The sequence below is a fragment of the Paractinoplanes ferrugineus genome (genome assembly GCF_016862195.1).
Taxonomy (GTDB): Bacteria; Actinomycetota; Actinomycetes; order Mycobacteriales; family Micromonosporaceae; genus Actinoplanes; species Actinoplanes ferrugineus.
Genome location: NZ_BOMM01000082.1, coordinates 1 through 22,316 on the forward strand (window position 1 = coordinate 1; position 22,316 = coordinate 22,316).

At 72.4% G+C, this 22,316-nt stretch carries 9 protein-coding genes; 1 reads left to right on the forward strand and 8 read right to left on the reverse strand.

The window, feature by feature from the left end; genetic code table 11:
* The first annotated feature begins 265 nt into the window (after nt 1-265).
* Nucleotides 266-3,316 (forward strand): glycoside hydrolase family 9 protein, encoded by a 3,051-nt coding sequence (locus Afe05nite_RS40575; RefSeq protein ID WP_203822670.1) that lies wholly within the window; start codon nt 266-268, stop codon nt 3,314-3,316.
* A gap of 41 nt (nt 3,317-3,357) precedes the next feature.
* Here the strand turns inward: Afe05nite_RS40575 and Afe05nite_RS40580 are convergent, their stop codons facing one another.
* The 8 genes from Afe05nite_RS40580 to Afe05nite_RS40615 all read right to left on the reverse strand — a co-directional run bounded on the left by Afe05nite_RS40580 (nt 3,358) and on the right by Afe05nite_RS40615 (nt 21,733).
* The gene (locus Afe05nite_RS40580; protein ID WP_203822671.1) at nt 3,358-5,340 is read right to left on the reverse strand and encodes a sensor histidine kinase; all 1,983 of its coding nucleotides are present in this window, start codon (nt 5,338-5,340) and stop codon (nt 3,358-3,360) included.
* Between the two features lie 121 nt (nt 5,341-5,461).
* On the reverse strand, nt 5,462-6,409 hold the full coding sequence (locus tag Afe05nite_RS40585) for an extracellular catalytic domain type 1 short-chain-length polyhydroxyalkanoate depolymerase (RefSeq protein WP_203822672.1): 948 nt from the start codon (nt 6,407-6,409) through the stop codon (nt 5,462-5,464).
* 92 nt (nt 6,410-6,501) lie between these two features.
* On the reverse strand, nt 6,502-8,328 hold the full coding sequence (locus Afe05nite_RS40590; RefSeq protein ID WP_239118576.1) for a hypothetical protein: 1,827 nt from the start codon (nt 8,326-8,328) through the stop codon (nt 6,502-6,504).
* 52 nt (nt 8,329-8,380) lie between these two features.
* Complete coding sequence (locus tag Afe05nite_RS40595; RefSeq protein WP_203822673.1) at nt 8,381-9,325, reverse strand: sulfotransferase family protein; 945 nt, start codon at nt 9,323-9,325, stop codon at nt 8,381-8,383.
* Nucleotides 9,318-10,121: an alpha/beta fold hydrolase gene (locus Afe05nite_RS40600; RefSeq protein WP_203822674.1), complete on the reverse strand. Its 804-nt coding sequence runs from the start codon at nt 10,119-10,121 to the stop codon at nt 9,318-9,320. Before Afe05nite_RS40600 ends, Afe05nite_RS40595 begins: the two co-directional genes overlap by 8 nt.
* Nucleotides 10,118-10,414 (reverse strand): acyl carrier protein, encoded by a 297-nt coding sequence (locus Afe05nite_RS40605; protein WP_203822675.1) that lies wholly within the window; start codon nt 10,412-10,414, stop codon nt 10,118-10,120. Before Afe05nite_RS40605 ends, Afe05nite_RS40600 begins: the two co-directional genes overlap by 4 nt.
* Nucleotides 10,415-10,422: 8 nt before the next feature.
* The gene (locus tag Afe05nite_RS40610) at nt 10,423-14,898 is read right to left on the reverse strand and encodes a type I polyketide synthase (protein WP_203822676.1); all 4,476 of its coding nucleotides are present in this window, start codon (nt 14,896-14,898) and stop codon (nt 10,423-10,425) included.
* 7 nt (nt 14,899-14,905) lie between these two features.
* Nucleotides 14,906-21,733: a type I polyketide synthase gene (locus tag Afe05nite_RS40615; RefSeq protein ID WP_203822677.1), complete on the reverse strand. Its 6,828-nt coding sequence runs from the start codon at nt 21,731-21,733 to the stop codon at nt 14,906-14,908.
* Nucleotides 21,734-22,316 lie beyond the last annotated feature (583 nt).

Sequence of the window (22,316 nt, forward strand, 5' to 3'; positions counted from 1 at the left end):
GTGCACTCCGCGCATTCATGCGAGCCTTCTTAAGGGATTAGGACATTGATGTTCTTCGAACGGTAACGCATTACCGGCGGTCCGGCGACCGGGGCCGGAGGCGGCTCCCGGAAAACGAATCCCACTGTTCCGCTGGAAAAGCGTTACGGTGCTCTATCCATGCAGGTCGATTGACTCGACGTTATCCGTTGGTAACAATGACCCTGGTGGGAGCGCTCCCACAGCCCCGTCCCACACCGTTCCGCGAAGTTTGGAAGGAACCTCCGTGACTCCACACCTGCGTAGGCGGGTCACCTTGCTGACCTCGGTCGCCGCCGCGGCCACGCTGGCGCTGACGTCCCTGACGGTTCAGCCGGCCTCGGCCGAACCGACGCAGCACATCCCCAACGGCGACTTCACGACCGGGACGACCGGCTGGTGGTCCACCGACAACGCGCCCATCGCCGCCACCGGCGGGCAACTCTGCGCCGACATCCCCGCCGGCACCACCAACGCCTGGGACGTCAGCCTCGGCCACAACGACATCCCGCTGGCCGACGGCGCCGCCTACGCGCTGAGCTTCCGCGCCCACGCCAGCACGCCGGTGACGATCCGGGCCAACGTGCAGATCAACGAGGCGCCGTACACCACGGCCCTGTCCAAAGCGGTCGCGCTGACCACCGAGACGCAGACCTTCGAGTACGCCTTCACCTCCGGCCTCGACGCCGCCGACGGCACCCTGACGTTCCAGCTCGGCGGGAGCGCCCAGGCGTTCACCTTCTGCCTCGACGACGTCTCGCTCACCAGCGATGTCGCCGCGCCGCCGGCCGGTCCCGAGCAACTGGAGAACGGCGACTTCGCCGACGGCACCTCGGGCTGGTACTCCTACGGCACCACGGCGACCGGGGCCGACGACGGCCGGCTGTGCGCCACCGTCCCGGCCGGGCTGGCCAACCCCTGGGACGCGGGCATCGGGCAGAACAATGTCGCGCTGAAGGCCGGCTCGTCGTACAAGCTGTCGTTCGACGCCACCGCCACCCCGGGCGCCACCGTGCGGGCCACGGTCCAGCTCGGGGCCGACCCGTACACGTCGTATCTGAGCCGTGACGTTGCGCTGACCGCGACCGCGCAGCACCTCGAATACACGTTCACCGCGCCCGAGGACACCACCGCGGGTCAGGTCGCCTTCCAGGTCGGCGGGGCCGCCGCGGAATACCGGCTGTGCCTGGACAACGTGTCGTTGATCGGCGGCGAGGGCAAGCCGCCGTACGTGCCGGAGACCGGGCCGCGGGTCCGGGTCAACCAGGTCGGTTACCTGCCCGGCGGGCCCAAGAACGCGACCCTGGTCACGGACGCCACCACGGCACTGGACTGGCAGCTCAAGAACGCTGCCGGGACCGTGGTCAAGTCGGGCCGCAGCACCCCGCGCGGGGTGGACGCCGCCTCCGGCCAGAACGTCCACAGCATCGACTTCTCCGCCTACACCACCGCCGGCACCGGTTACACGCTCGTCGCCGACGGGCAGACCAGCCACCCGTTCGACCTCTCGAGCACCGTCTACCAGCAGCTCCGGTCGGACGCCCTGCAGTTCTTCTACATCCAGCGCAGCGGCATCGCGATCGACGGCAACCTGGTCGGCGAGCAGTACGCCCGGCCGGCCGGGCATCTCGGCGTGGCCCCCAACAAGGGCGACACCGACGTGCCGTGCCGCGCCAACACCTGCGACTACCGGCTGGACGTGCGCGGCGGCTGGTACGACGCCGGCGACCAGGGCAAGTACGTGGTCAACGGCGGCATCGCCGTCCAGCAGCTGCTGAGCAGTTTCGAACGCACCAAGACCGCGGTCACCGCCGCGCACGGGGCCGGGCTGGCCGACAGCACGCTGCGGGTGCCCGAGCGCGGCAACAAGGTTCCCGACATCCTCGACGAGGCCCGCTGGGAACTCGAGTTCCTGATGCGCATGCAGGTCCCGGCCGGCAAGCCGTTCGCCGGGATGGCCCACCACAAGATGCACGACGCCAACTGGACCGGCATCCCGATGCAGCCCCAGAACGACCCCGAACAGCGCGAGCTGCAGCCGCCGTCGACGGCGGCCACGCTCAACCTGGCGGCCACCGCGGCCCAGGGGGCCCGGCTGTTCGCACCGTACGACGCGGCCTTCTCGGCCAAGCTGCTCAGCTCCGCCCGCACCGCGTACGCCGCGGCCAAGGCCAACCCGGCGAAGATCGCGCAGGACCTGGGTGGTGGCGGCGGCGGGTACGGCGACGACGACGTCTCCGACGAGTTCTACTGGGCCGCCGCCGAGATGTACCTGAGCACCGGCGAGGCGCCGTTCCTGGCCGACGTGACCGCGTCGAAGCACCACACCGGCGACGTCTTCGCGGCCACCGGTTTCGGCTGGGGCAGCACCGCCGCCCTGGGCCGGCTCGACCTGGCCACGGTGCCGAGCGCACTGCCGGCCGCCGACCGTCAGCGGGTCCGCCAGTCGGTGGTCACCGCCGCCGACAACTACCTGGCGACCCTGGCCACCCAGGCGTACGGGCTGCCGATGCCGGGCAACGCGGGCAGCTACTTCTGGGGCGGCAACAGCAACATCCTCAACAACGTCCAGGTGCTGGCGACCGCGTTCGACCTGACCGGGGCGGCGAAGTACCGCGACGGAGCGGTGCAGGGCGTCGACTACATCTTCGGCCGTAACGCGCTGAACCAGTCGTACGTCACCGGCTGGGGCGAGAAGGCCTCGCAGAACCAGCACACCCGGATCTTCGCCCACGAGAAGGACGCCGCGCTGCCGCACCCGCCGGCCGGCTCGCTGGCCGGCGGCGCGAACGCCGGGCTGGACGACCCGTTCGCGAAGGACCTGCTCACCGGGTGCAAGCCGATGTTCTGCTACGTCGACGATATCGAGTCCTATGCCACCAACGAGGTCGCCATCAACTGGAACTCCGCCCTCGCCTGGGTCGCGTCGTTCCTGGCCGACCAGGGCAAGGCCGATCCCGCTCCGGCGGCGTCGTGCCGGGCCAGCTACACCGACTACGGCGACTGGGCCGACAAGAGCGGGTTCACCGCGCAACTGGCCGTCACCAACACCGGCACCAAGGCCATCGACGGCTGGGCGGTGCGCTTCGCCTTCCTCGGCGGTCAGCGCCTGCGCGAGGCGTGGTCGGCCGATGCCGCTCAGGCCGGCGCCACGGTGACGGCCCGCAACACCACCACGAACCAGCGCATCCAGCCTGGGGCCACGGTGTACTTCGGCTTCAACGCCACCACCCCGGGCGGACCGAACCCCGCACCGGAGCTGATCACCCTCAACGGGGCGGCCTGCGGCCTGTCCTGATCGCGAGGCCCGGCCGGCTCAGGCCGGCCGGGCCGTTCCGGTCACCGCACCGAATCCGACTGTGCCGCCGCGTGCCGAGGGCGCCGGCCGGCCCGGACCGCCATCCCGACGAGCCGGGACGCGTCCGAGCGGCGCGCCCCGGCGGCCTCCGCAGCCCCGTCGTCGGCCGGCGCGGCAACGGCCTCGGGCAGGGTCATCACCGCCCGGATACCACCCCCGGCGGCGGGGCCGAGCCGGACCGTGATCCCGTGCTGGGCGGCCAGGGTCGCCACCACGAAAAGGCCGAGCCGGGCACTGTCGGCGGGGTCGAACTCCCCCGGCTGCGCCAGTCTGCGGTTCGTCTCCTCGATCGCGGCGCTCGACATCCCGATCCCCCGGTCCTCGATCTCCACCACGACGCCGTCCGGTGACGGCCGGGCCGACAGGCGCACCGCCGTCTCCGGCGCGGCGAACGTGAGGGCGTTCTCCAGCAGCTCACCGGTCAGATGACCGAGGTCGGTGACGGCGTGTCCGGACACCTCGGCGGCCACCACCGGCCCGATCGTGATCCGTTCCGCGTGCTCCGTCTCGCCGGCCACCCGGGCCAGGACGGTGGCGAGCCGCTCGGCGCCGAGACCACGCCGGCTGCGGGCCGCGCCCGCGAGGATGACCAGGTGCTCGGCATGCCGACGCATCCGGACGGCCAGTTGGTAGGCGCGGACCTCCGCCCCGCGGGCCGGCCCGAGTGCCTCGAGCTGGCGGTCCAGCAGCGCCTGGTTGCGCCGGGCCACGTTGACCAGGGCCTTGTTCATGTCGTAGCGCAGACTCGCCTCCCCGGCCGCCGATTCGACCGCGCTGCGGTGCACGTCGGTGAGCGCGGCACCGACCTGCGCGATCTCGTCGTCGCCCAGGCGCAGGCGCAGTGCCTCGCCGTCGACGTCGATGCGTTCACCCGCCCGCAACCGCCGGACCAGCTCCGGCAGTCGTTGCCGGGCGAGCTCGGTGGCCGCGTTGCGGAGCAGGGAAAGCCGGCGGACGACCGAGCCGCCGATGTGCACGGCGAGCACCAGCGAGACCACGATGGCGATCAGGCCGAGCATGCCGGAGACGCCGAAGCGCAGCAGGATCCGGTCGCGGGCCTGCTTGGCGAAGGTGACCGCGTGGTCGTAGCCATCCGCCAGGAAGGCGAACAGCTGCCCGAGGGCCAGTGTCGAGGTGGCCTTCCAGACCTCCTTGGTGATCCCGACCGGCCCGCCGGTCCGCCCATTCGCGATCACCTGGTCCTCGGCCGACCGCAACGCGGTGAACGCGGGTCCGCTGAGCATGCTGCGGAAAAGCGCCTGGTCCGGGGCCGGCAGGGTGGAGCCGGCAGTCGGGATCTGGAACCGCAGCGCCCCGGCGATCTGGATCAGTTGCAGATATTCGCCGGCGCCGAACCGGCCCGCCGTGGTCGCGCCGGTCACCAGCGCGTCCTCCTGGTAGAGCAGCTCACCGGCCCGGCGCATGGCGATCATGGTGCGCATGACCCGTTCCACGAGCGGATCGCTGGAGGTCGCGGCCGCGTTGGACACGCTGAACGCGGACCCGATGATGTCGGTGTAGTCGCTGAGCACCGCGGTCAGGGTGGCGTCCCCGGCGTCGACCCGGGCCCGCGCCAGGACCAGGGAGTCGAGGCTGGTGGCCATGTCGGCGAACCGGGCTCGGGTGATCTCGGCCGAGACCCCTCGCCCGCGGTAGTGCCGGGACAGGTCCCGGAACTGTGCGATCGCCGCGTCCGTCGCCGCCCGCTGGGCCCGCACAGCGCCGGGGTCGCCGCCCGGCGTGGCCACGAACTCCGCCGCCTGGCTGCGCTCGCGCTGCAGGGCGGCCACCATCCGATCGCACGGCAGGCTCACGTTGTCCCGGGTGCTGTAGGTATCGCGCAGCGCCGTCGCGTCGGCGAACGAAGCCTGGACGTCGAGCACCCACAGCCCGGTCAGCGCGATCACCGGCACCAGCAGAGCAAGGACTATCTTCGAGCGGATGGACCTCGGTTTTCTTCGCATGCGACCTCAATCGGGCAGATGACGGACAAGTCCTCTGGGTGAGAGGCGGACCTATCGACATCCACTGTGGAGTACGCATCCGGACCCGAGGCGGTTCACCGGCCGGGCGAGGAAACGGTGGCTAGCCCCGTGGGTGGTCGGCGAAGAACTTCCAGATCGTCGGCGTCGCCTGCAGCGCGGTGGACGGGGCGTCCAGGCCGAGCGCCTTCTGGGCGATCGGCGCCTCCCGGCCGCCCGGCCACTGGTGACCGGCCCCGGCGATGGTGATGAGCTCGATCGTGCGGTCGCTCGGACAGGTGGCGGTCGACGTGGTCACCGAACCCGCGGTGGTGCTCTGGGGCGCCGGGCAACCGTCCACCGAGCGCCAGGTGGCCATCAGCGCCGGGATCGCCGGACCGTCGATCTTGGCGGGCCGGCGCGCGCCGGCCCCCTCGTTGTCGCGTTTGCCGGGCCCGCCGTTGTAGGGGATGGTCCGGTCGGCCGTGCCGTGGATCGCCAGGATCGACAGCGGCGCCGGACCGGCACACTTGTTGATCATCGTCCCCGAGACCGGGGCGATCGCGGCGAAGACCTTGGTGTCGCAGGCCAGCCTGTACGACATCATCGCGCCGTTGGAGATGCCGGTGGCGTAGATCCGCTTCTGATCGACGAGTCCACCGAAGGAACCGGCGAGCCGCGTCAGGAAGCCGATGTCGTCGACGTTCTGGGCGGCCGCCTCACCACAGCAGTCCGGGTCTACGTTCCAGGTGCGGCGGACCCCGTCGGGGAACACCGCCAGGAACTTCCCGCTGTCCGCCTCGGCGTCCCAGCCGTACGACTCCTCGGCCTGCCGGCCGGTGCCCGCCGCCCCGTGCAGGACCAGCACCAGGGGGGCCGGACCGGTCAGGTCCGCGGGACGATAGACGCGGTAGGTGCGCTGCTGCCCGTCGACGGTCAGCGCGCCGGTGGATCGACCGACGGCGACGTCCGACGACGTCGGGCCGGGGTTCGGTTCGGTGCCCCGGTCGCCGCGCGGCGTGCAGCCGGTGATCAGGAGCAGGGTCGCCAATGCCAGGACTCGTCGTCTCACCGGGCCACCGTCCTCTTCGAATGTTCGAGTTCCGTCAACCCGCGGCAAGGGCCGGGCCAGGATTCCGGCCCGCCCCCTGCCGCGGACGCCGATCAGCGCTTGGTCATCTCGAGCAACTCCCAGCCGCCCTCGGGACGGCTGTCGGTCGGGTCGGTGCGCAGGTTCATCGGGTTGGCCATGCCGAGGTAGAGACCACCCCGGCCGTTGGGGATCATGTTGCGTACGCCGTAGTTCAGGTAGTTGCCCAGGCCCTTGGTGTCGACCGGCTCGGCGGCCGTGCTGCCGGACGAGAAGACCCAGAGGTCACCACCGAAGCCGTCGACCTTCGACGCCGCCTTCACGAGGTCCGACCCGGCGTTCGCCTGCTTGCCGGACTTGCCGGCGGACGGGGCCGGGTTGCCCATCGCGATCAGATCCTTGACCAGATAGCTCCAGTCCATCGTGCCGACGAACACCTTCCCGTCGACGACCGTCATCCGCCACGTGTAGTTGTTGAACACGTTGTTGAAGCCGGACTTGCCGTAGACCGGCTTGTAGTTCGTCGACTTCTTGGACCACTTCGCGGTCGTCGGGTCGTAGACCGGCAGGGCGGTCTCGCCGTACAACATCTCGATCTTCTGGGTCGGCAGGCCGAGGTCCTTGGCCCGCCAGATGCTCACCGCCCGGTTGGCGTTGAGCAGCTGGTCCTTGCGGGCGGCATCGTTCGCGGGCGGGTACTTGCTCGCCATCACCTGAGCCGCCTTCATCGGAACGTGCATCGTTCCCCAGTAGACGTAACCGTCGGTGGCCGCGATGCCGCCACCGCCGTAGGTGCCGGCGATCACGCTGTCCGGCTCGTACTGGCCGACGTTCCAGACCTGGGTCCAACCGTTGGCGTCCTCGGGGTTGAGACCCGGCGCGCCGTCGGCGAGCTTCGGGCTCATCCACAGCCCGGCCAGGCCGAGCGAACTGGTCGCCTGGGCCAGCGGCCAGCTGGTCGCCACGATCCGGCCACCGCTGACCGTGAGGTCGGCCGCCTGCACCGGCAGGGCCGCGATGTTGACGAAGTCGAACGGGCTGCTGACGCTGCCGGTCCAGCGCAGCACGCCGCCGCCGGCGGTGCCGTTACGGCCGATGCCGATGCCGAGGTACAGGGCGTTGTCGGCGACCAGGAACGTCCGGATGTTGCCGTACTCGGTGAAGTTCTTCGAGCCGAGGAACTGCTTGGTGGTGGCGTCGAACGCGAACATGTTGAGCGTGTTGCCGATCGCCGGGCCGCCGAACAGGACGACCCCGCCGAAGTTGCCGGCGGCGCGCAGCCCGACGGTGTGGTCCAGCCGCGCGGCGTCGTCGGCGGACTTGGCCCGGATCTGGGCCGACATGTTCACCGACTTCTTGGTTCCGGTGTCGTAGGTCCACACCTCCGGCGGCCGCATGTCACCGAGGTACGGCGGGATCGTGGTGTCCGTGGTCAGGGTCCGGCTGCTGCCGAACTCGCACACCCAGTTGTCGTTGGCCGAGGGGTTCACGTACTGCAACGTCGCGCCGCTGACCAGGCAGTGCACATTGGCCCCGGTGCCGAACCAGATGGTCGGGCCGACCTGGGTCAGGCCCCAGACGTACGCCTGATTGACCTTGGGTTTGCCGGTCTTGCAGGGCGGGCCGGCGGAGTAGGACTGACCGATGCCGTTGAAGCACTCGTCGGGCTTGGCCTTGGCGAGCCGGGTGAATTTGTAGAGGTCCTTCGCGGCGACCGGCTTCGGGGCCGGTTTGGACGCCGGCTTGGGGGCCGCTTTCGGGGCCGCTTTCGGGGCCGTGTCCCGAGCCGGACCGGCCATGGCCGAGGTGTCCTGGACTACCAGTCCTCCGGACGCGAGCAGCAGCACCGCCGCTGTCGCCGTCGCCACCCTCCGCAGCCGGGGGGTGAACGTTATCCTCACGAACATTTCCTTTCGATCGAGTGCAAACCAGCGCCGTCCGCCGACACGTCGGTCAGCTCGCGGCCACGCTCTGCCGGGTGGGGTCGACCACCCGGGGAGCGACGCGCTCGGCCCAGCCGGCCGGGTCGGCGAAGTCGAGGAAGTGGCCCAGCCCGGTGAGCTCGCCCACCGGGTCCTGGAGCAGGTCCTCGTACCGCATGCGCAGCAGTTCCCGCGGCGGATCGTCGGTGAGCGCCTGCTCCGCCTTGCTGCTCAGGAACGCGCACAGGCTGACATAGCGCTTCACGTCGGCGCCGCGCTCGCGCAGGGCCTCGACGGTCAGTTTCTCCGGCCGGAACGGCTCCACCGCGGCGGGCACGGACGCGCCCGGTTCGAGGTCGAACGGGTCGATGCCGTAACGGGCCTGGGTCTCCACCCGCATCTGCACGAGCTGGAAGGACGAGTGCCGGCTCATCGACTTGGCGGTGTCGGCCCAGTTGCGCGTCAGGTAGACGAACTTGGCGCCGGGGTGGTCGGCCAGCAGCGAGGTCGCCCACTGGGTGGACCCGCCGGAACGTTCGACCCACCGCTTGCGGCCCAGCATCGTGGCCAGCAGGTCCATGAAGGCCTCGTGGTGCCGCGGCACGGACTGGGCGGGGAAACCCGGCACCCGCTCGGCCAGGGCGTCGAAGAGCGCGTCCGGATCGTCGGTGAGCTTGCACAGGGTGATCGCCAGCACCCGCGGCAACGACATCATGTCGTCGGCCCACCGGCCGGTCGGCGGGTAGCGGACCTCCTTGGGCGGGACGCCGAGCCGGAACAGCACCGCCAGCTCGGTCTTGGGGCTGGCCAGCATGGCCCAGTACTCGGCGCCGGTGAGCACGGCCTGACTCCGCGGCCACGGCGCGATCGACGTGAAGAACTCCTGGACCGAGCAGGTCTCCGGCTCCTCGACGATCAGGTCGGACAGCAGCGTGGACCCGCATCTGCCGTTGCTCAGAATGATGGCCCTATCCATGGCGTTCCCCCTCGGAACCGGTGGTGACGAACGGCGCGGTGTCCCGCAGCCAGGTCAAGAGGTGCCCGCGCACCTCGGCGGTGCGCTCGATGAGCACCGAGTGGCCGGCCCCGTCCAGCACGACGGAGCGGGCCTGGGGCAGCAGTTGCTCGGTCCGGCCGGCGAGCTCACGGACGCGGGAGTCCCGGCCGTAGAGGCAGAGCACCGGGCAGGTCAGCGCGGCGAACTCGGCCGGCGCGGGCAGCCGGCTGGCCGGCAGTTCCGCGACGATCTCGGTCTCCGACAGCAGCCGCCGCACGTCACGCAGCCGGCGGGCGAAGGCCGCGCCGGCGCCCACCCGGCCCGGGTCGGCCCCGGCCCGGGTCAGCCGGGCCGACATCCGGGCGAACCACTCCGGCATCGGCGGCGCCGAGTCGATCGCCACGACGCCGGCCACCCGGTCCGGGTGACGCAGCGCGTAGGCGAAGGCGACCGTGCCGCCGAACGAGTTCCCGACCAGATGCACCCGGCCGGTGACGCCCCAGTGGTCGAGCAGGCCCTCGAGGTCGTCGGCGAAGTCGTCGAGGGCGTAGCCCCGGGCCGGGCGGTCGCTGCGGCCGTGCCCGCGCAGGTCGTACATCAGCACCCGCAGGCCGCTCGCGGCCAGTGGATGCGCCATGGTCAGGTACCAGCTGGCCAGGTTGTCGCCGGCCATGCCGTGCACCAGAACCACGGTCGGCGGCTCCATGTCGTCCCCGGCGACCGGCGGCAGTTCCGCGACGTGCAGGGTGACCCCGTTGACGCGTACGAGGGTCATGAGGCCGCCGGAACCTGGTCGAGTGAGCGGGTGACGAAGTCGACGAGGTCGCCGACCTTGAGCTCGGCCATCGAGGAGACGTCGAGCCCGGCGACGAACTGGGCGAAGTTCACCGAGTCGCCGAACCGGCTCTGCAGGCGCCCGGCCAGTGACACCACGTCGAGGCTCTCCATCCCGAGGTCGTCGCGGAAGGTGCTGTCGAGTTCGATCGGCAGGTCGGTCCCGAAGTCGCCCAGCACGGCACGCAGCATGGCTTCGATGTCGGCGCGGATCACGGTCTTGTCGGCAGGCATGAGCGTCCTCAGCTCTCGATGGGATGTGACTGGCCCCGGGTCCAGGCCACGACGTACCGGCGGTCGGGCAGGCCCGGAGGGTTCTGGATCTCGGTGTGCTCGACCCGGTGGAGCAGGTCGCCGACCGCCACGTCGAGGTCGGCGCCGGTGACGACGAACTTGCGGGGCGCGCCGTCCAGGCCGGTGCCCAGCGACTTGCCGACCGCCTCCTTGGCCGCCCAGAAACGGGCGAACCAGAGGGCGCGGTCGCCGCCCAGCCGGTCGAGCAACTCCCGCTCGCCGGCGGTCAGGGCGTACTGATGGGTGGTCTCGGCCCGGTCGGTGACCTCGACGACGTCGATGCCCGGCGCACCCGCGCCGCGCGGCACGGCGAGGGCCACGCCGACCTCGGCGCAGTGCGCCAGCGACACGTCGCACTCCAGCAGGCCACGACCGGGGCGTACGCGCGCCTCGGGCCGGCCGGTGGCGTCGTTGGTGATGGCCACCTCGATCGGATAGATCCCGCCCAGTCCGGCATCCTGCTGCTGGAAGCGGACGGCGTCCTTGGCGGCGATCCGGCCGAGCAGCCACTGCCGGCGCCGGGCCGGCATCATCCGCTCGTACTCGGCGTTCGCCTCGGTGCCGAGGATGCTGAACGCGGTCATCCCCCGGGTCACCGGGTCGCTCCAGCGGTCGAACGCGATCGCGAACCCGCTCTCGTGCCGGACCGACAGGGCGTACCGGTCGGGGAACCGCTCGGCCGGGCGGGTCGCCGGGTCGGTGTCGAAACGCCTGTCGACGGCGCCGTCGATCTGCGCCCACACCCGGCCGTCGAGCCACAGCTGCAGATCGGCGACGAGCTCCCGGTCGTCGATGGAGCGGATCCGGGCCACCGTCTCGAAGCGGGTGCCGGCCGGCTGGGGCGGCCCGAAGAAGCGGATGTGGCGCAACTCCACCGGCAGGGCCACGGTCCGCAGCGGCTGCGTGGTGATCAGCCAGTTCCCGATCGTCTGCAGCGCGTTGTCGAGCAGGGCGCCCGGGGCCCGCGGCTGGGTGACGGTGCCGCGGACGTGCCGGTCGCCGAGGGCATGGATCGCGGTGACGCCCTGGAACTGCGGGCCGTGGAACATCAGGCGCTCGGTGTACATCTCGGCGGCGCTGGTGGTGGGCGGCCGTTCGGTGGCCGGGTCGTGCGTCCACCGAGCCGGGGCCTCGGCCGGGTAGCCGGGGGCCAGGTCCACGAGGCCGCGGGCGTACTGGCCCAGCTCGACGGCCAGGACGTCCGGGGCGACGTGGCGCACGGTGACCTCGACCTCGACCGCGGGCTCGGCCAGCAGCCAGCGGTTGAACTTCGCCTCCCGCACCCCGACGACGCGCCGGTCCCCCGCGGCCCGCCCGGCGAAGTCCATCATGAACTGCACGATGGTGGTGGCGGCGACGACCGGGCGGCGGTCCTCGACCGTCGGCCAGTCCGCCGGCTGGACGAAGAAGCAGTGATCGATCAGGTACGGCATGGTGGCCAGCGAGACCGGCAGGCTCGACGTCACCGGCGAGGGTGGTCCCGGCGCGACCGACGGGTCGGTGCGGGTCGGGTCGGTGCGGGTCGGGTCGGTGCGGGTCGGGGCGGTGCGGGTCGGGGCGGGGCGGGGCGCGTTCGCCGCGTCGATCACCGCGACCGCGTGGTCCGCGGTCTCGGCCAGCAGCGCCGCCAGCTCGGCCGCCGCGCTCGACTTCCCGGCGAGCCGATCGAGCGCCGTCAGCGCCCGGTGGCGGGCGTCGTCGGTGAGCGGCGGGGGCGCCGACGGCCGGCCGCCACCAAGCGATTCGGCCGCGCCCAGCCCCAGTTTCACCAGGGGGTCGGCCAGGTTCAGCCGCACCGCGGGACCGCGTTGACCGGTCGGGACCACCACGCCGCTGCCCTGGTGGCGGGCCGCCGGGCGACCGGTGGCCGGCGCGTCGAGCGCGCCGAGATCGGGGTCGCCGCCGTCCACCCACAGCGCCGTCGCCACCCGGCGAAGCTGGTTGAGCCCGTCGCGGCGGGACAGGTTCACCGGCACCGCGAGATGCTCCCGATCACGCAGGACGTCGTCGATCAGCGAGGCCAGCTGGCCCGCGCCGACCTGCAGGAAGACCCGGATGCCGGCGTCGTGCATGGCCGTCACGGTCTGCCGGAACCGGACCGGCTCGACCATGTGCCGGGCGAAGATCTCGTTCACCTGGTCCGGGTCGTCCGGGAACGGCGCGGCGAGCAGACCCGACCAGACCGGCACCTCGGTCGGCCCGACCTCCCACTTGCCGATCGCCGAGGTGATGGCTTGCAGCCCTTCGGCGAAGACCGGCGTGTGGAAGGCGGACCGGAACGGCAGCAGCTGGCACAGCACTTTGTCGGCCCGGAGCTGGTCGACGAGCCGTTGCACCTGCGGCCGGGGTCCGTTGATCACGCACTGGGTGGGCGCGTTGTCGTGCGTCAGCACCACACCGGGATAACCGGCGAGCACCGGCGTGACGGTGTGCGCGGGCGCGGTGATCGCGGCGAACGCGTAACCCGCGACCTCCACCGAACCGGCGTCGAACGCCCGCAGGAACGCGGCTACGCCCTGGGTGCTCATCTGACCGCTGACCACGGCGGCGGTCCACTCGCCGATGCTGTGCCCGGCGACCGCGTCGGGGCGGATCCGGATGGCCCGCAGGGCGTGGTCGAGCACCCGGCCGACCTCGACCAGACCGGAGCCGTGCTGGCCCAGGTCGGACGGCACCCAGTCCTGGTAGGGCAGGCCGAAGTGGTCGGCGACGTCGGCGACCCGGGGCGCGAACTCGGCCTCCAGGCCGGGGAAGACGAAGGCCAGCTTGCCGCCGCCCGGGCCGAGCAGCGGTCGCGGCGTGAACCAGATGTCCCGGCCGCCCCGCCAGCTCTGGCCGCGGGCCACCATCTTGCGGGCGACACCGAGGCGCTGGTCGCTCGGGTCCACGATGCCGATCCGGGCCGGCCCGGTGCCGGTGGGAGTCGGCAGCCGGCGCAGCTCGGTGGCGTCCCGGTCGAGCATGACCGACAGCGCCTCGTGGTCGGGGGCGGCCAGCCAGACCACCCGGTCGGGCTCGGTGACCGAGACCCGCGCGGGCGGCTCGTACTGTTCGATGATCACGTGGGCGTTGATGCCGCCGAACCCGAACGCGTTGACGGCGGCCCGGCGCGGGCCCGTGCTCCGCCACTCGCGGGCGGCGTCGATCGGCGCGAACCGGGTGCGGGCCATCTCGGTACGCGGGTTACCGCAGTGCAGGGTCGGCAACAGGGTGGCGTGGTGCACGGCCAGGGTGGCCTTGATCAGTCCGGCGATCCCGGCGGCCGGCATGGTGTGGCCGATCATCGACTTCACCGAGCCGATCACCACCGGTTCGGTGCCGGCCGGCGGCCCGAACACCTCGGCGAGGGTGGTGAGCTCGGCCGCGTCACCGGTCGGGGTGCCGGTGCCGTGCGCCTCGATGAGCCCCAGCGCGTCCGGGGCGGTCGGGTCGAGACCGGCGTCCGCCCAGGCCCGGCGGAGCGCGAGGACCTGCCCCGAGCTGGCGGGGTTGAACATGCTCGCCGAACGGCCGTCGCTGGAGGTGCCGATGCCCCGGATCACGGCGTAGACGCGGTCCCCGGCGCGCTCGGCGTCGGCCAGCCGCTTGAGCACCACCATGCCGGTTCCCTCACCGATGAGCAGACCATCGGCCGCGGCGTCGAACGGCCGGCTCACGCCCGCCCGGGACAGCGCCTTGAGCTGGCTGAACACCGACCAGAAGCTGATGTCGTGGACATGGTGGACGCCGCCGGCGAGCACCGCGTCGAGCCGCCCCGCCGCGAGTTCGGCGACGCCCTGGTCGACGGCCAGCAGCGAGGAGGCGCAGGCGGCGTCGATCGTGTACGCCGGGCCGCGCAGGTTGAGCCGGTTCGCCACCCGGGAGGCCGCGAGGTTGGGTACCAGACCGATGGTGCCCTCGGGCTGGTGCTTGCCGAGCCGCTCGTCGAAAGTCGAGCGGATCTTCTCCAACTGATCCTCGTCGAGCTGCGGGACGAGCTCGCGAAGCACCCCGAGGACCTGATTGGACATGCGTACGCGCTGGGTGTAGCGCGACTGGGCGGGGCTCAGCACACCGCCCCGGCCGAGGATGACCCCGATCCGGTCGCTGTCGGGCAGCCGGGCCGGCCCACCCGCGTCGGCGATCGCGGCCGCGGCCACCTCGAGCGCGATCAACTGGTCCGGTTCGATGTCACCCACCGAGTTCGGCATCATGCCGAACTTCAGCGGCTCGAACGTGGCGTTCTCGTCGACGAAGCCGCCCCGCCGGCAGTAGACCCGGTCGGGCCGGTGCGCCTGGTCCGGATCGTAGAACTCGGCGTCCCAGCGGTCGGTCGGCACGTCGGTGATGGCGTCCCGGCCGGTACGAAGATTCTGCCAGTACTCGTCGAGGTCGGCGGCACCCGGGAAGAGCGCCGCCATCCCCACGATCGCGATCGGTTCCATCAGCCGGTTACCAGCCCGACGCCGTCAGCACGACCGCGTCGACCGCGGCATCACCCCAGGCCAGCTCGCGGAGCAGGCTCAGCGCGCCCTCCTCCGGGTCGATCAGGTCGATGCCCCGCCTGCCGTACTCGGCGGTCAGCTCGGCGGTCACCATGCCACCGTGGTTCCCGACCGGCGCCCACGGTCCCCAGTGCACGGTCAGGGCCCGGCCGCCCGACCGGTGTGCCCAGCGCGCGGCGAGCGTGCCGAGAGCGTCGTTGGCGGCGGCGTAGTCGCTCTGCCCGCGATTGCCGTAGGCCGCCGCGATGCTGCCGAACATCACCGTGAAAAGCGGTGCGGAACCGGCCGCCTCGAGGGCGTCGAGCACCGACCGGGCACCGTCGACCTTGGTGCGGAAGACCCGCTCGAACGAGGCCGGGTCCTTGTCGGCGATCAGCTTGTCCTCGATGATGCCGGCAGCGTAGACAACTCCGTCAATTCGTCCGTGGGTGTCCTGGATCTGCTTGATGAGCCGGTGCGTGGCCTCGTCATCCCGCACGTCGAGAGTGTGGTAGCGCACCTGCGCACCCAGTTCGGTGAGCTCGGCGATGGTCGCGGCGACCTCGCGGGCGGCGAGAACGGCCGACGCGGTGCGGTCGATCTCGGCCGGCGACCGCATCCCCCGCCGGGCCAGGACGCCCCGCAGCGCGACCGGGTCGTGCGCCGCGCCCAGCTCGGGATCCTCGTCGGTCTGCGGCAACGGCGTACGCCCCACCAGCTCGAGCCGGCAGCGGGCGGCACCGGCCAGGGTGCGGGCGAACCACGGCGTGATGCCGCGGGCCCCGCCGATCAGCACGACCACCGAGTCCGCGTCGAGGCCGATGGCGCGCGCCTCGCTCACCCCGTCCCCGGCCGGCCCGGCGCCCCCGTCGGCAAGCATGCCGAGCCCCACCGGGGTGAGCACCTCGGCCAGCCGGTCACCGGCGCCTCGGCGCACGATCGGAGCCGGGGTCCCGTCGCCGATCTCCTCGATCAGCAGCCGGGTCACGTCGGCGGCGTCCGGGTCGGACTCCAGCTCGACGTAGCGCGCGACGACCTGCGGGTATTCGCGGGCGACGGTCCGGAAGAAGCCCGGCATGCCATCCGTGCCGATGCTGCCGCCCGCCGGGCCGGCCGCCAGGAGCCAGCGCGGACCGGCCGCCAGCGCCGCCTTGAGAAAGCCGAAGGCGGCCGGCAGGAGCGGTGCGGTGCCGGTCAGTCCGTCGAGGACGATGATGCCGTCGAAACCGGCCGGGCCGGGATCGGCGGGCTCGGCTCCGGTCGGCGCGATCACGCCCGACGCGCCCAGCTCGGCAAGCGCGTCCGCGAGCGGGGCGGCCACCGTGGCGGCGCCGGTGATGAGGAACCGCGCACCGGTGAGGTCCAGGCGGGACGCGCCCGCCGGGGCGGGCGCCCAACCGTTGATCATGCGCCGGGGGGCGATGCCGGCGGCCGTCGGCGACTGTTCCGCCGCGGCCTCAGGCACGAAAGGGACGGGCGCCACCTCCGGGCCGGCCTCGCCGTTGACCCGGGTGTCCAACCAGGACACCATCGAGCGCACGGTCCGCGCCTTGACCAGTTCCTCCAGCTCCCCTTCGGGGCCGTCGACCGACAGGCCCAGCCGGTTGGCGACCTCACCGGCCACCTCGGCTCGTTTGATCGAGTCGACGCTCAGGTCCGCCTCCAGATCGAGGTCGAGCTCGATCAGCTCCTCCGGATAGCCGGTCCGGTCACTGATCACCGAGAGCACCGCGGCCCGCACGTCCACCGCCGCCGCGGCGGGTGACTCGAAGACCGCCTCGGTCTCGGCCACCGTCGGCGAGCCGAGCAGCGCCGGCCCGGGGGCCGGCGAGAGCGGCCGGTCGACCGTCCGCGCGGGGGCGGCGGGCCGCTCGAGGGAGCGCAGCGGGGGCTCGTCGTCCTGCCAGACGAGCCGGCCGCCGGCCGGCTGTTCGCCGAGGAAGGCGAGGAGCACGTCGCGCTGGGTCGCGATCAGTTCGCGGCTGGTTCGCAGGAAGTCGCTCACCAGTTCGCCACGGCTGTCGTGGCCGCCGCCCGGGGCGGAGTGGGACGCGGACATCGTGAGTACCTCGATTCGCCGGGGCGGATTCACTCCACCGGTCAGATGTTTGCCGTCACGGTCCCGGACGAGCTGGCCGTCGACCGTCCAGGTGGGACGGTTCGGCCGCGGGACGTCCGCCGGCCCGCCGGTGGCCCGGCCGCGGAACAGCCAGCCGGTGTCGACCGGGAGCCCGGCGCAGGCCAGTTCGGCGGCGGCGACGAGCAGGCCGCGTACGCCGTCGCCGGACCGGCCGTCGGGCGCCACGCTCAGGTGCGGGCGGTCGCCGAGCACCGCGTCCACCAGGCCGCTGAGCACCCGGCCCGGACCCGCCTCGACGAACACCCGGGCGCCCGCCTCGTACATCGCCTCGATCTGCTCCACGAAGCGGACCGGGGCACCGATCTGGGCGGCCAGGCCGGCACGCACGTCGGCGGCCGTCGTGGGATAGGGCTTCGCGGTGTGGTTGGACCACACCGGCAGCCCCGGGGCGTGGACCTGGTGGCTCGCGAGGGTGGCCGCGAAGGACTCGGTGGCATCGGCCACGACCGGGCTGTGGAAGGCGCAGGCGACCGGGATGCGCCGGGCCCGCAGTCCGGCCTCGGTGAGGACGGTGACGGCCCGCTCGACGGACTCGGTCCGCCCCGAGATCACGATCTGGGTGGGGGCGTTGCGGTTGGCGAGCGTCACCTCGTCGGCCAGGCCGGCCGCGGTCAGCGCCTCGGTGATCTGCTCGGCGGTGCCGTTGACGGCGGCCATCGTGCCCGGGTCGTCGCCGGCGGCGGTCAGGATCGCCGCGGCCCGGTCCCGGCTCAGTCCGAGCAGGGTGCCCGGGTCGAAGGCGCCGGCGGTGCACAGCGCGACCAGCTCGCCGTAGCTGTGGCCGCCCACCATGTCGGGCCGGACACCGAAATCGCGCAGCAGGTGGTCGACGGCGAGACCGCACACGCCGAGGACCGGTTGCGCGACCCGGGTGTCCCGGAGGCGGTCGGCGTGCTCCTGGCCGGTCTCCTCGTCGAAGGCGGCCGGCGGGAACATCTGCGGCACCCACTCGCGGCCCAGCCCCAGATATTGGTTCAGGTGCGGGAACGTGACGAACAGGTCGGACAGCGCGCCCGGCCGCTGACTGCCCTGCCCGGGGAAGAGGAACGCGACCTTGCCCGGCTCCGCGTCCGCCTCTTCCGGCTGGATCAGGCCGAGGCGCGGGGCGTGGTCGCCGGCGAGCGCCCGGTGCAGCAGACCGACCAGGTCCGACACGTCCTCGGCGACCACCGCGATGCGAACCTTGCCGCTGCGGGCGTCGGCGCCGCGGGACGCCTCGGCGGCCAGGTCGCGCAGCCGGGCGGCGGGGTTGGCGGCGATCTTGTCCAGCAGCTTGCCGACCGCGCCGCGAGCGGCCACCCGGTCGGCGCCCCGGAAGAGGAACAGCTCGGCGGGCCACTGCTGGCGCGCGTGCTGCGGATCCGCGGTCGGCGCGTGCGCGCCCAGCACCACGTGGAAGTTGGTGCCACCGAACCCGAACGCGCTGACGCCGGCCAGCCGCTCGGCCGCCGGGACTCCCCACGGGCGCGGCTCGGTGTTGAACGCGAACGGGCTCCGCTGCGCGCTCCACGCCGGGTTGGGCCGGCTCAGGTGCAGCGTCGGCGGCCGTACCCCGGTGTGCAGGGCCAGTGCCGCCTTGATCACCCCGGCCATGCCCGCGGCGCACTTGGTGTGCCCGATCTGCGACTTGACCGAGCCGAGCACCGTACCGCCCGGTTCCGCCCCGGACTCGGTGAAGACCTTGGTCAAGGTCTCCAGTTCGGTACGGTCGCCGACGACCGTGCCGGTGCCGTGCGCCTCGACGAGCCCGACCTGGGCCGGCGAGACACCCGCGACGGCGAAGGCCCGGTCCAGGGCTCGGCGCTGCCCGTCCGGGCGCGGGGCGGTCAGGCCCAGTGCCCGCCCGTCACTGGCGCCGCCGATCCCTTTGATCACCGCGTACACCCGGTCGCCGTCGCGTTCGGCGTCGCTGAGCCGCTTGAGCACCACGGCCGCGACCCCCTCGCCGAGCGCGATGCCGTCGCCCGTGCTGTCGAAGGTGCGGCACCGGCCGGTCGGGGACAACGCGTGGGCGGAGGTGAACATGATGTAGTCGTTGATGCCGTTGTGCAGGTCGGCACCACCGCAGATCATCATGTCGCTGGCGCCGGTGCTCAACTCCTTGCAGGCCGAGTCGAGGGCGGCGAGCGACGAGGCGCAGGCGGCGTCGACCGTGAAGTTGGGGCCGCCGAGGTCGAGGCGGTTGGCGATGCGGCCGGCGGTCACGTTGGCCAGCACGCCCGGGAAGGTGTCCTCGGTGATCTCCGGCAGCTCGTCGATCAGGCCGGCCGGCACCTCGCCGAAGTAGGCCGGCAACAGCGTCCGCAGGTTGATCGCGTGGCTGAGGTCGCTGCCCTCCTCGGAGCCGAAGACGACGCCGGTTCTCGAGTGGTCGACGCCCCCGTCGTACGGGTAGCCCGCGTCGGTCAGGGCTCGGGCCGAGATCTCCAGGGCGATCAACTGGGTCGGGTCGATGGTGGCCAGCGCGGCCGGGGGGATGCCGTACCTGATGGCGTCGAACGGGACCGGGTCGATGAAGCCGCCCCACCGCGAGACCGAGTACCGCCCGGTCTCGCCCGGCCCGATCTGCGGCGCGTAATAGGTGTCCGGGTCCCAGCGTTGCGTCGGCACCTCGGTGATCGCGTCGACGCCGCCCAGGATGGTCTGCCAGTAGCCGGCCAGGTCGGGCGAGCCGGCGAACACGCAGGCCATGCCGACGATCGCGATGTCGAGCGGCGCCGCGGCCGGCGGTTCGGGCGACTCGTCCAGGCCGAGGCCGACTCGCAGGGCCGCGACCCGTTCCGCGTGCAGCCCGGCGGCCCCCGAGCTGACCTGGGTGTGCAGCTGCTCGACGGTGGTGGCGGCGTGCCGGAGCACGGCCACCTGGCCGGCCATGAAGAGCCCGTCGGCGGCCTGCCCGGCGGCGTCCACCTCGACGAGCGCGTCGCCGTCGCGGCGCAGCCCCTTGCTCGCGATCCGCAGCCGGCCCACGTTGAGCTGTTCGAGCTGCTCCCAGACCGCCCGGTTGGCCACCCCCGCGCCCTCGAGCGACGTGCGCAGCTCGCGGAAGTCGTCGACGAAGTCCGACTTCAGGCACCGGGTCGCATGCCCCGGAGCGGTCTCGAGCAGGGCGGTCCCGGTCGCCTCGATGGCCCGCTGCTGGAACAGCGGCTGGATCGCGCCGTGCCGGAGCGCCTCGGCGGTGAACAGGTAGGCCGTTCCCATCAGGAGGCCGGCCTTGGCGCCGCGCCGGGCGAGCGGGCCGGTCATCGCGGCCACCATGGCCGCGGACCGCTCGTCGTGGATCCCGCCGGCGAAGAAGATCTGCAGTTCGGCGGCGACCTCGGTGGGTTGCTCGTCGAGGAACTCCTCGAGCACGGCCAGCTGGGCCTCCCAGAGCGGGAAGCTGGTGCGCGGGCCCACGTGGCCGCCGCACTCGGCGCCCTCGAAGATGAACTTGCGGGAGCCGGCCCGCAGGAACTGCCGCAGCAGCCCCGGTGAGGGCACGTGCAGGAACGAACTGATGCCGACCGCCTCCAGGTCGGCGGCCTGGGCGGGTCGGCCGCCCGCGATGATCGCGACCTGCGGCTTGATCTCGTGGATCGCCTCGATCTGCGCGGCCCGCACCGCCTCGGGTGCGAAGCCGAGCACCCCGACGCCCCAGGGCCGGTCACCGAGCGTGGCCCGGGCCTCGAGCAGCATCCGGCGGGTCTGCTCGCCGCCGGCGAGCGCGAGCGCGATGAACGGCAGGGCGCCCGCCTCGGCCACCGCGGCGGCGAAGCCCGCCACGTCGCTGACCCGGGTCATCGGGCCCTGCGCGACCGGGATCCGGACGCCGAGCGCCTCGGCGAGCGGTGCGCCGGGCCGCAGGCTGTCGCCCCCGTCGGCATGCTTCAGAGCGTCGAGCACCGCGCCGCTGACGCCGCGCACCGCTGACGCCGTGTCGCTCCACCGGTCGGCGAAGTCGCGGGCGAGCCAGCCGTCCTGGCCGATCGGCAGCAGGGCCGGCCCGAGACGCAGCCCGCGCCGCTCGCCTTCGGACACCACCTCGGTGCCGTCCATCCGCCGCAACAGACCGGCCACGTCGTCCGCCACTATGGACTCTGACAACAGCGCGAGCTGGGTGTCGAGCAGGACGCCCGCCGCGCCGCCGACGATCGAGGCCACCGCCGTCCGTGGACCGATGCCGCCGGCCACCCAGACGGGCACGTCGAACTCGGTCACCAACTGTTGCAAGAGGACGAACGCGCTCAGATCGCTGACCCGGCCGCCGGACTCCATTCCCCGCGCGACGAGTCCGGCGGCACCGGCGGCGACCGCGTCGCGCGCCTCGGTGACGCTGGTGACCTCGACCAGGACCTCGTAGCGGTCGACCAGGTCGGCGACCGCCCACGGGCCGTTCGCCGCCAGGAGCAGCACCCGCACGGCCTCGCCGGCCAGCCGGGTCAGGTCGGCCGGGGTCGCGGCGCAGTCGGCGGTGACACGCACACCGAGACCGGTGACCCGGCGGGCCGTCTGCGCCAGGGAGCGCAGCGTCCAGGCGTCACCCTCGGCCAGGTCGAACACCGCCAGGGCACCCGCTCGGGCGGCCGCGGCGAGGACGTGCTGGCTGGGCGCCAGGCCGACACCCCCGGTTACGGCGAGGACCAGTCGATTCGGATCAAGGGCAGCACTCATCGGACTCCCGCTTCGTGTGGCGGCGCGTTGAGGGGGTCGGGTACGACACGTCTCTTGGCTTCGATGTATTCGGATAGATAGATCACGTTCGAGATGCAAGTTAGTGGTGACTGATTACAACGGAGTTACACCATGTCGATGGAAAACGTGCAAATTCTTTCGTCGCCGGCCCCCATCCCCGTCGGATCGATGGCCTAAATATCGAGGTTCATAAGTATCTTCGGCACCGGCCGGACACCGGCGCCGGCGCGCCGGCGGGACGCGGGGCACGAGCCGGCCGGCCGGCCGAGCCGACCTCCGCAACCGTGCAAACCCGCTCCGGCGCATCCGGCGAGGCGGCCGTCGCCGCGAATTACGGACGCGTTTCGCAACGGTAACGGCACACTTCCCGCGCTTTCCGAGCACACCCGGAGCACCTCGCCCGACGCGCATTCGGCGTGCTTGACGCCGCGTGCGCTTTCGGTCACCGAGCTCGGCCCCGCGACGCGACGAGAACGGCTTCGGTGACACACCTGCTGGCCGGAGGCGTGCGCGGCCCTCGCGGCGACCGAACCACGAACCGGTGACGCTTTGCGCATTCGTC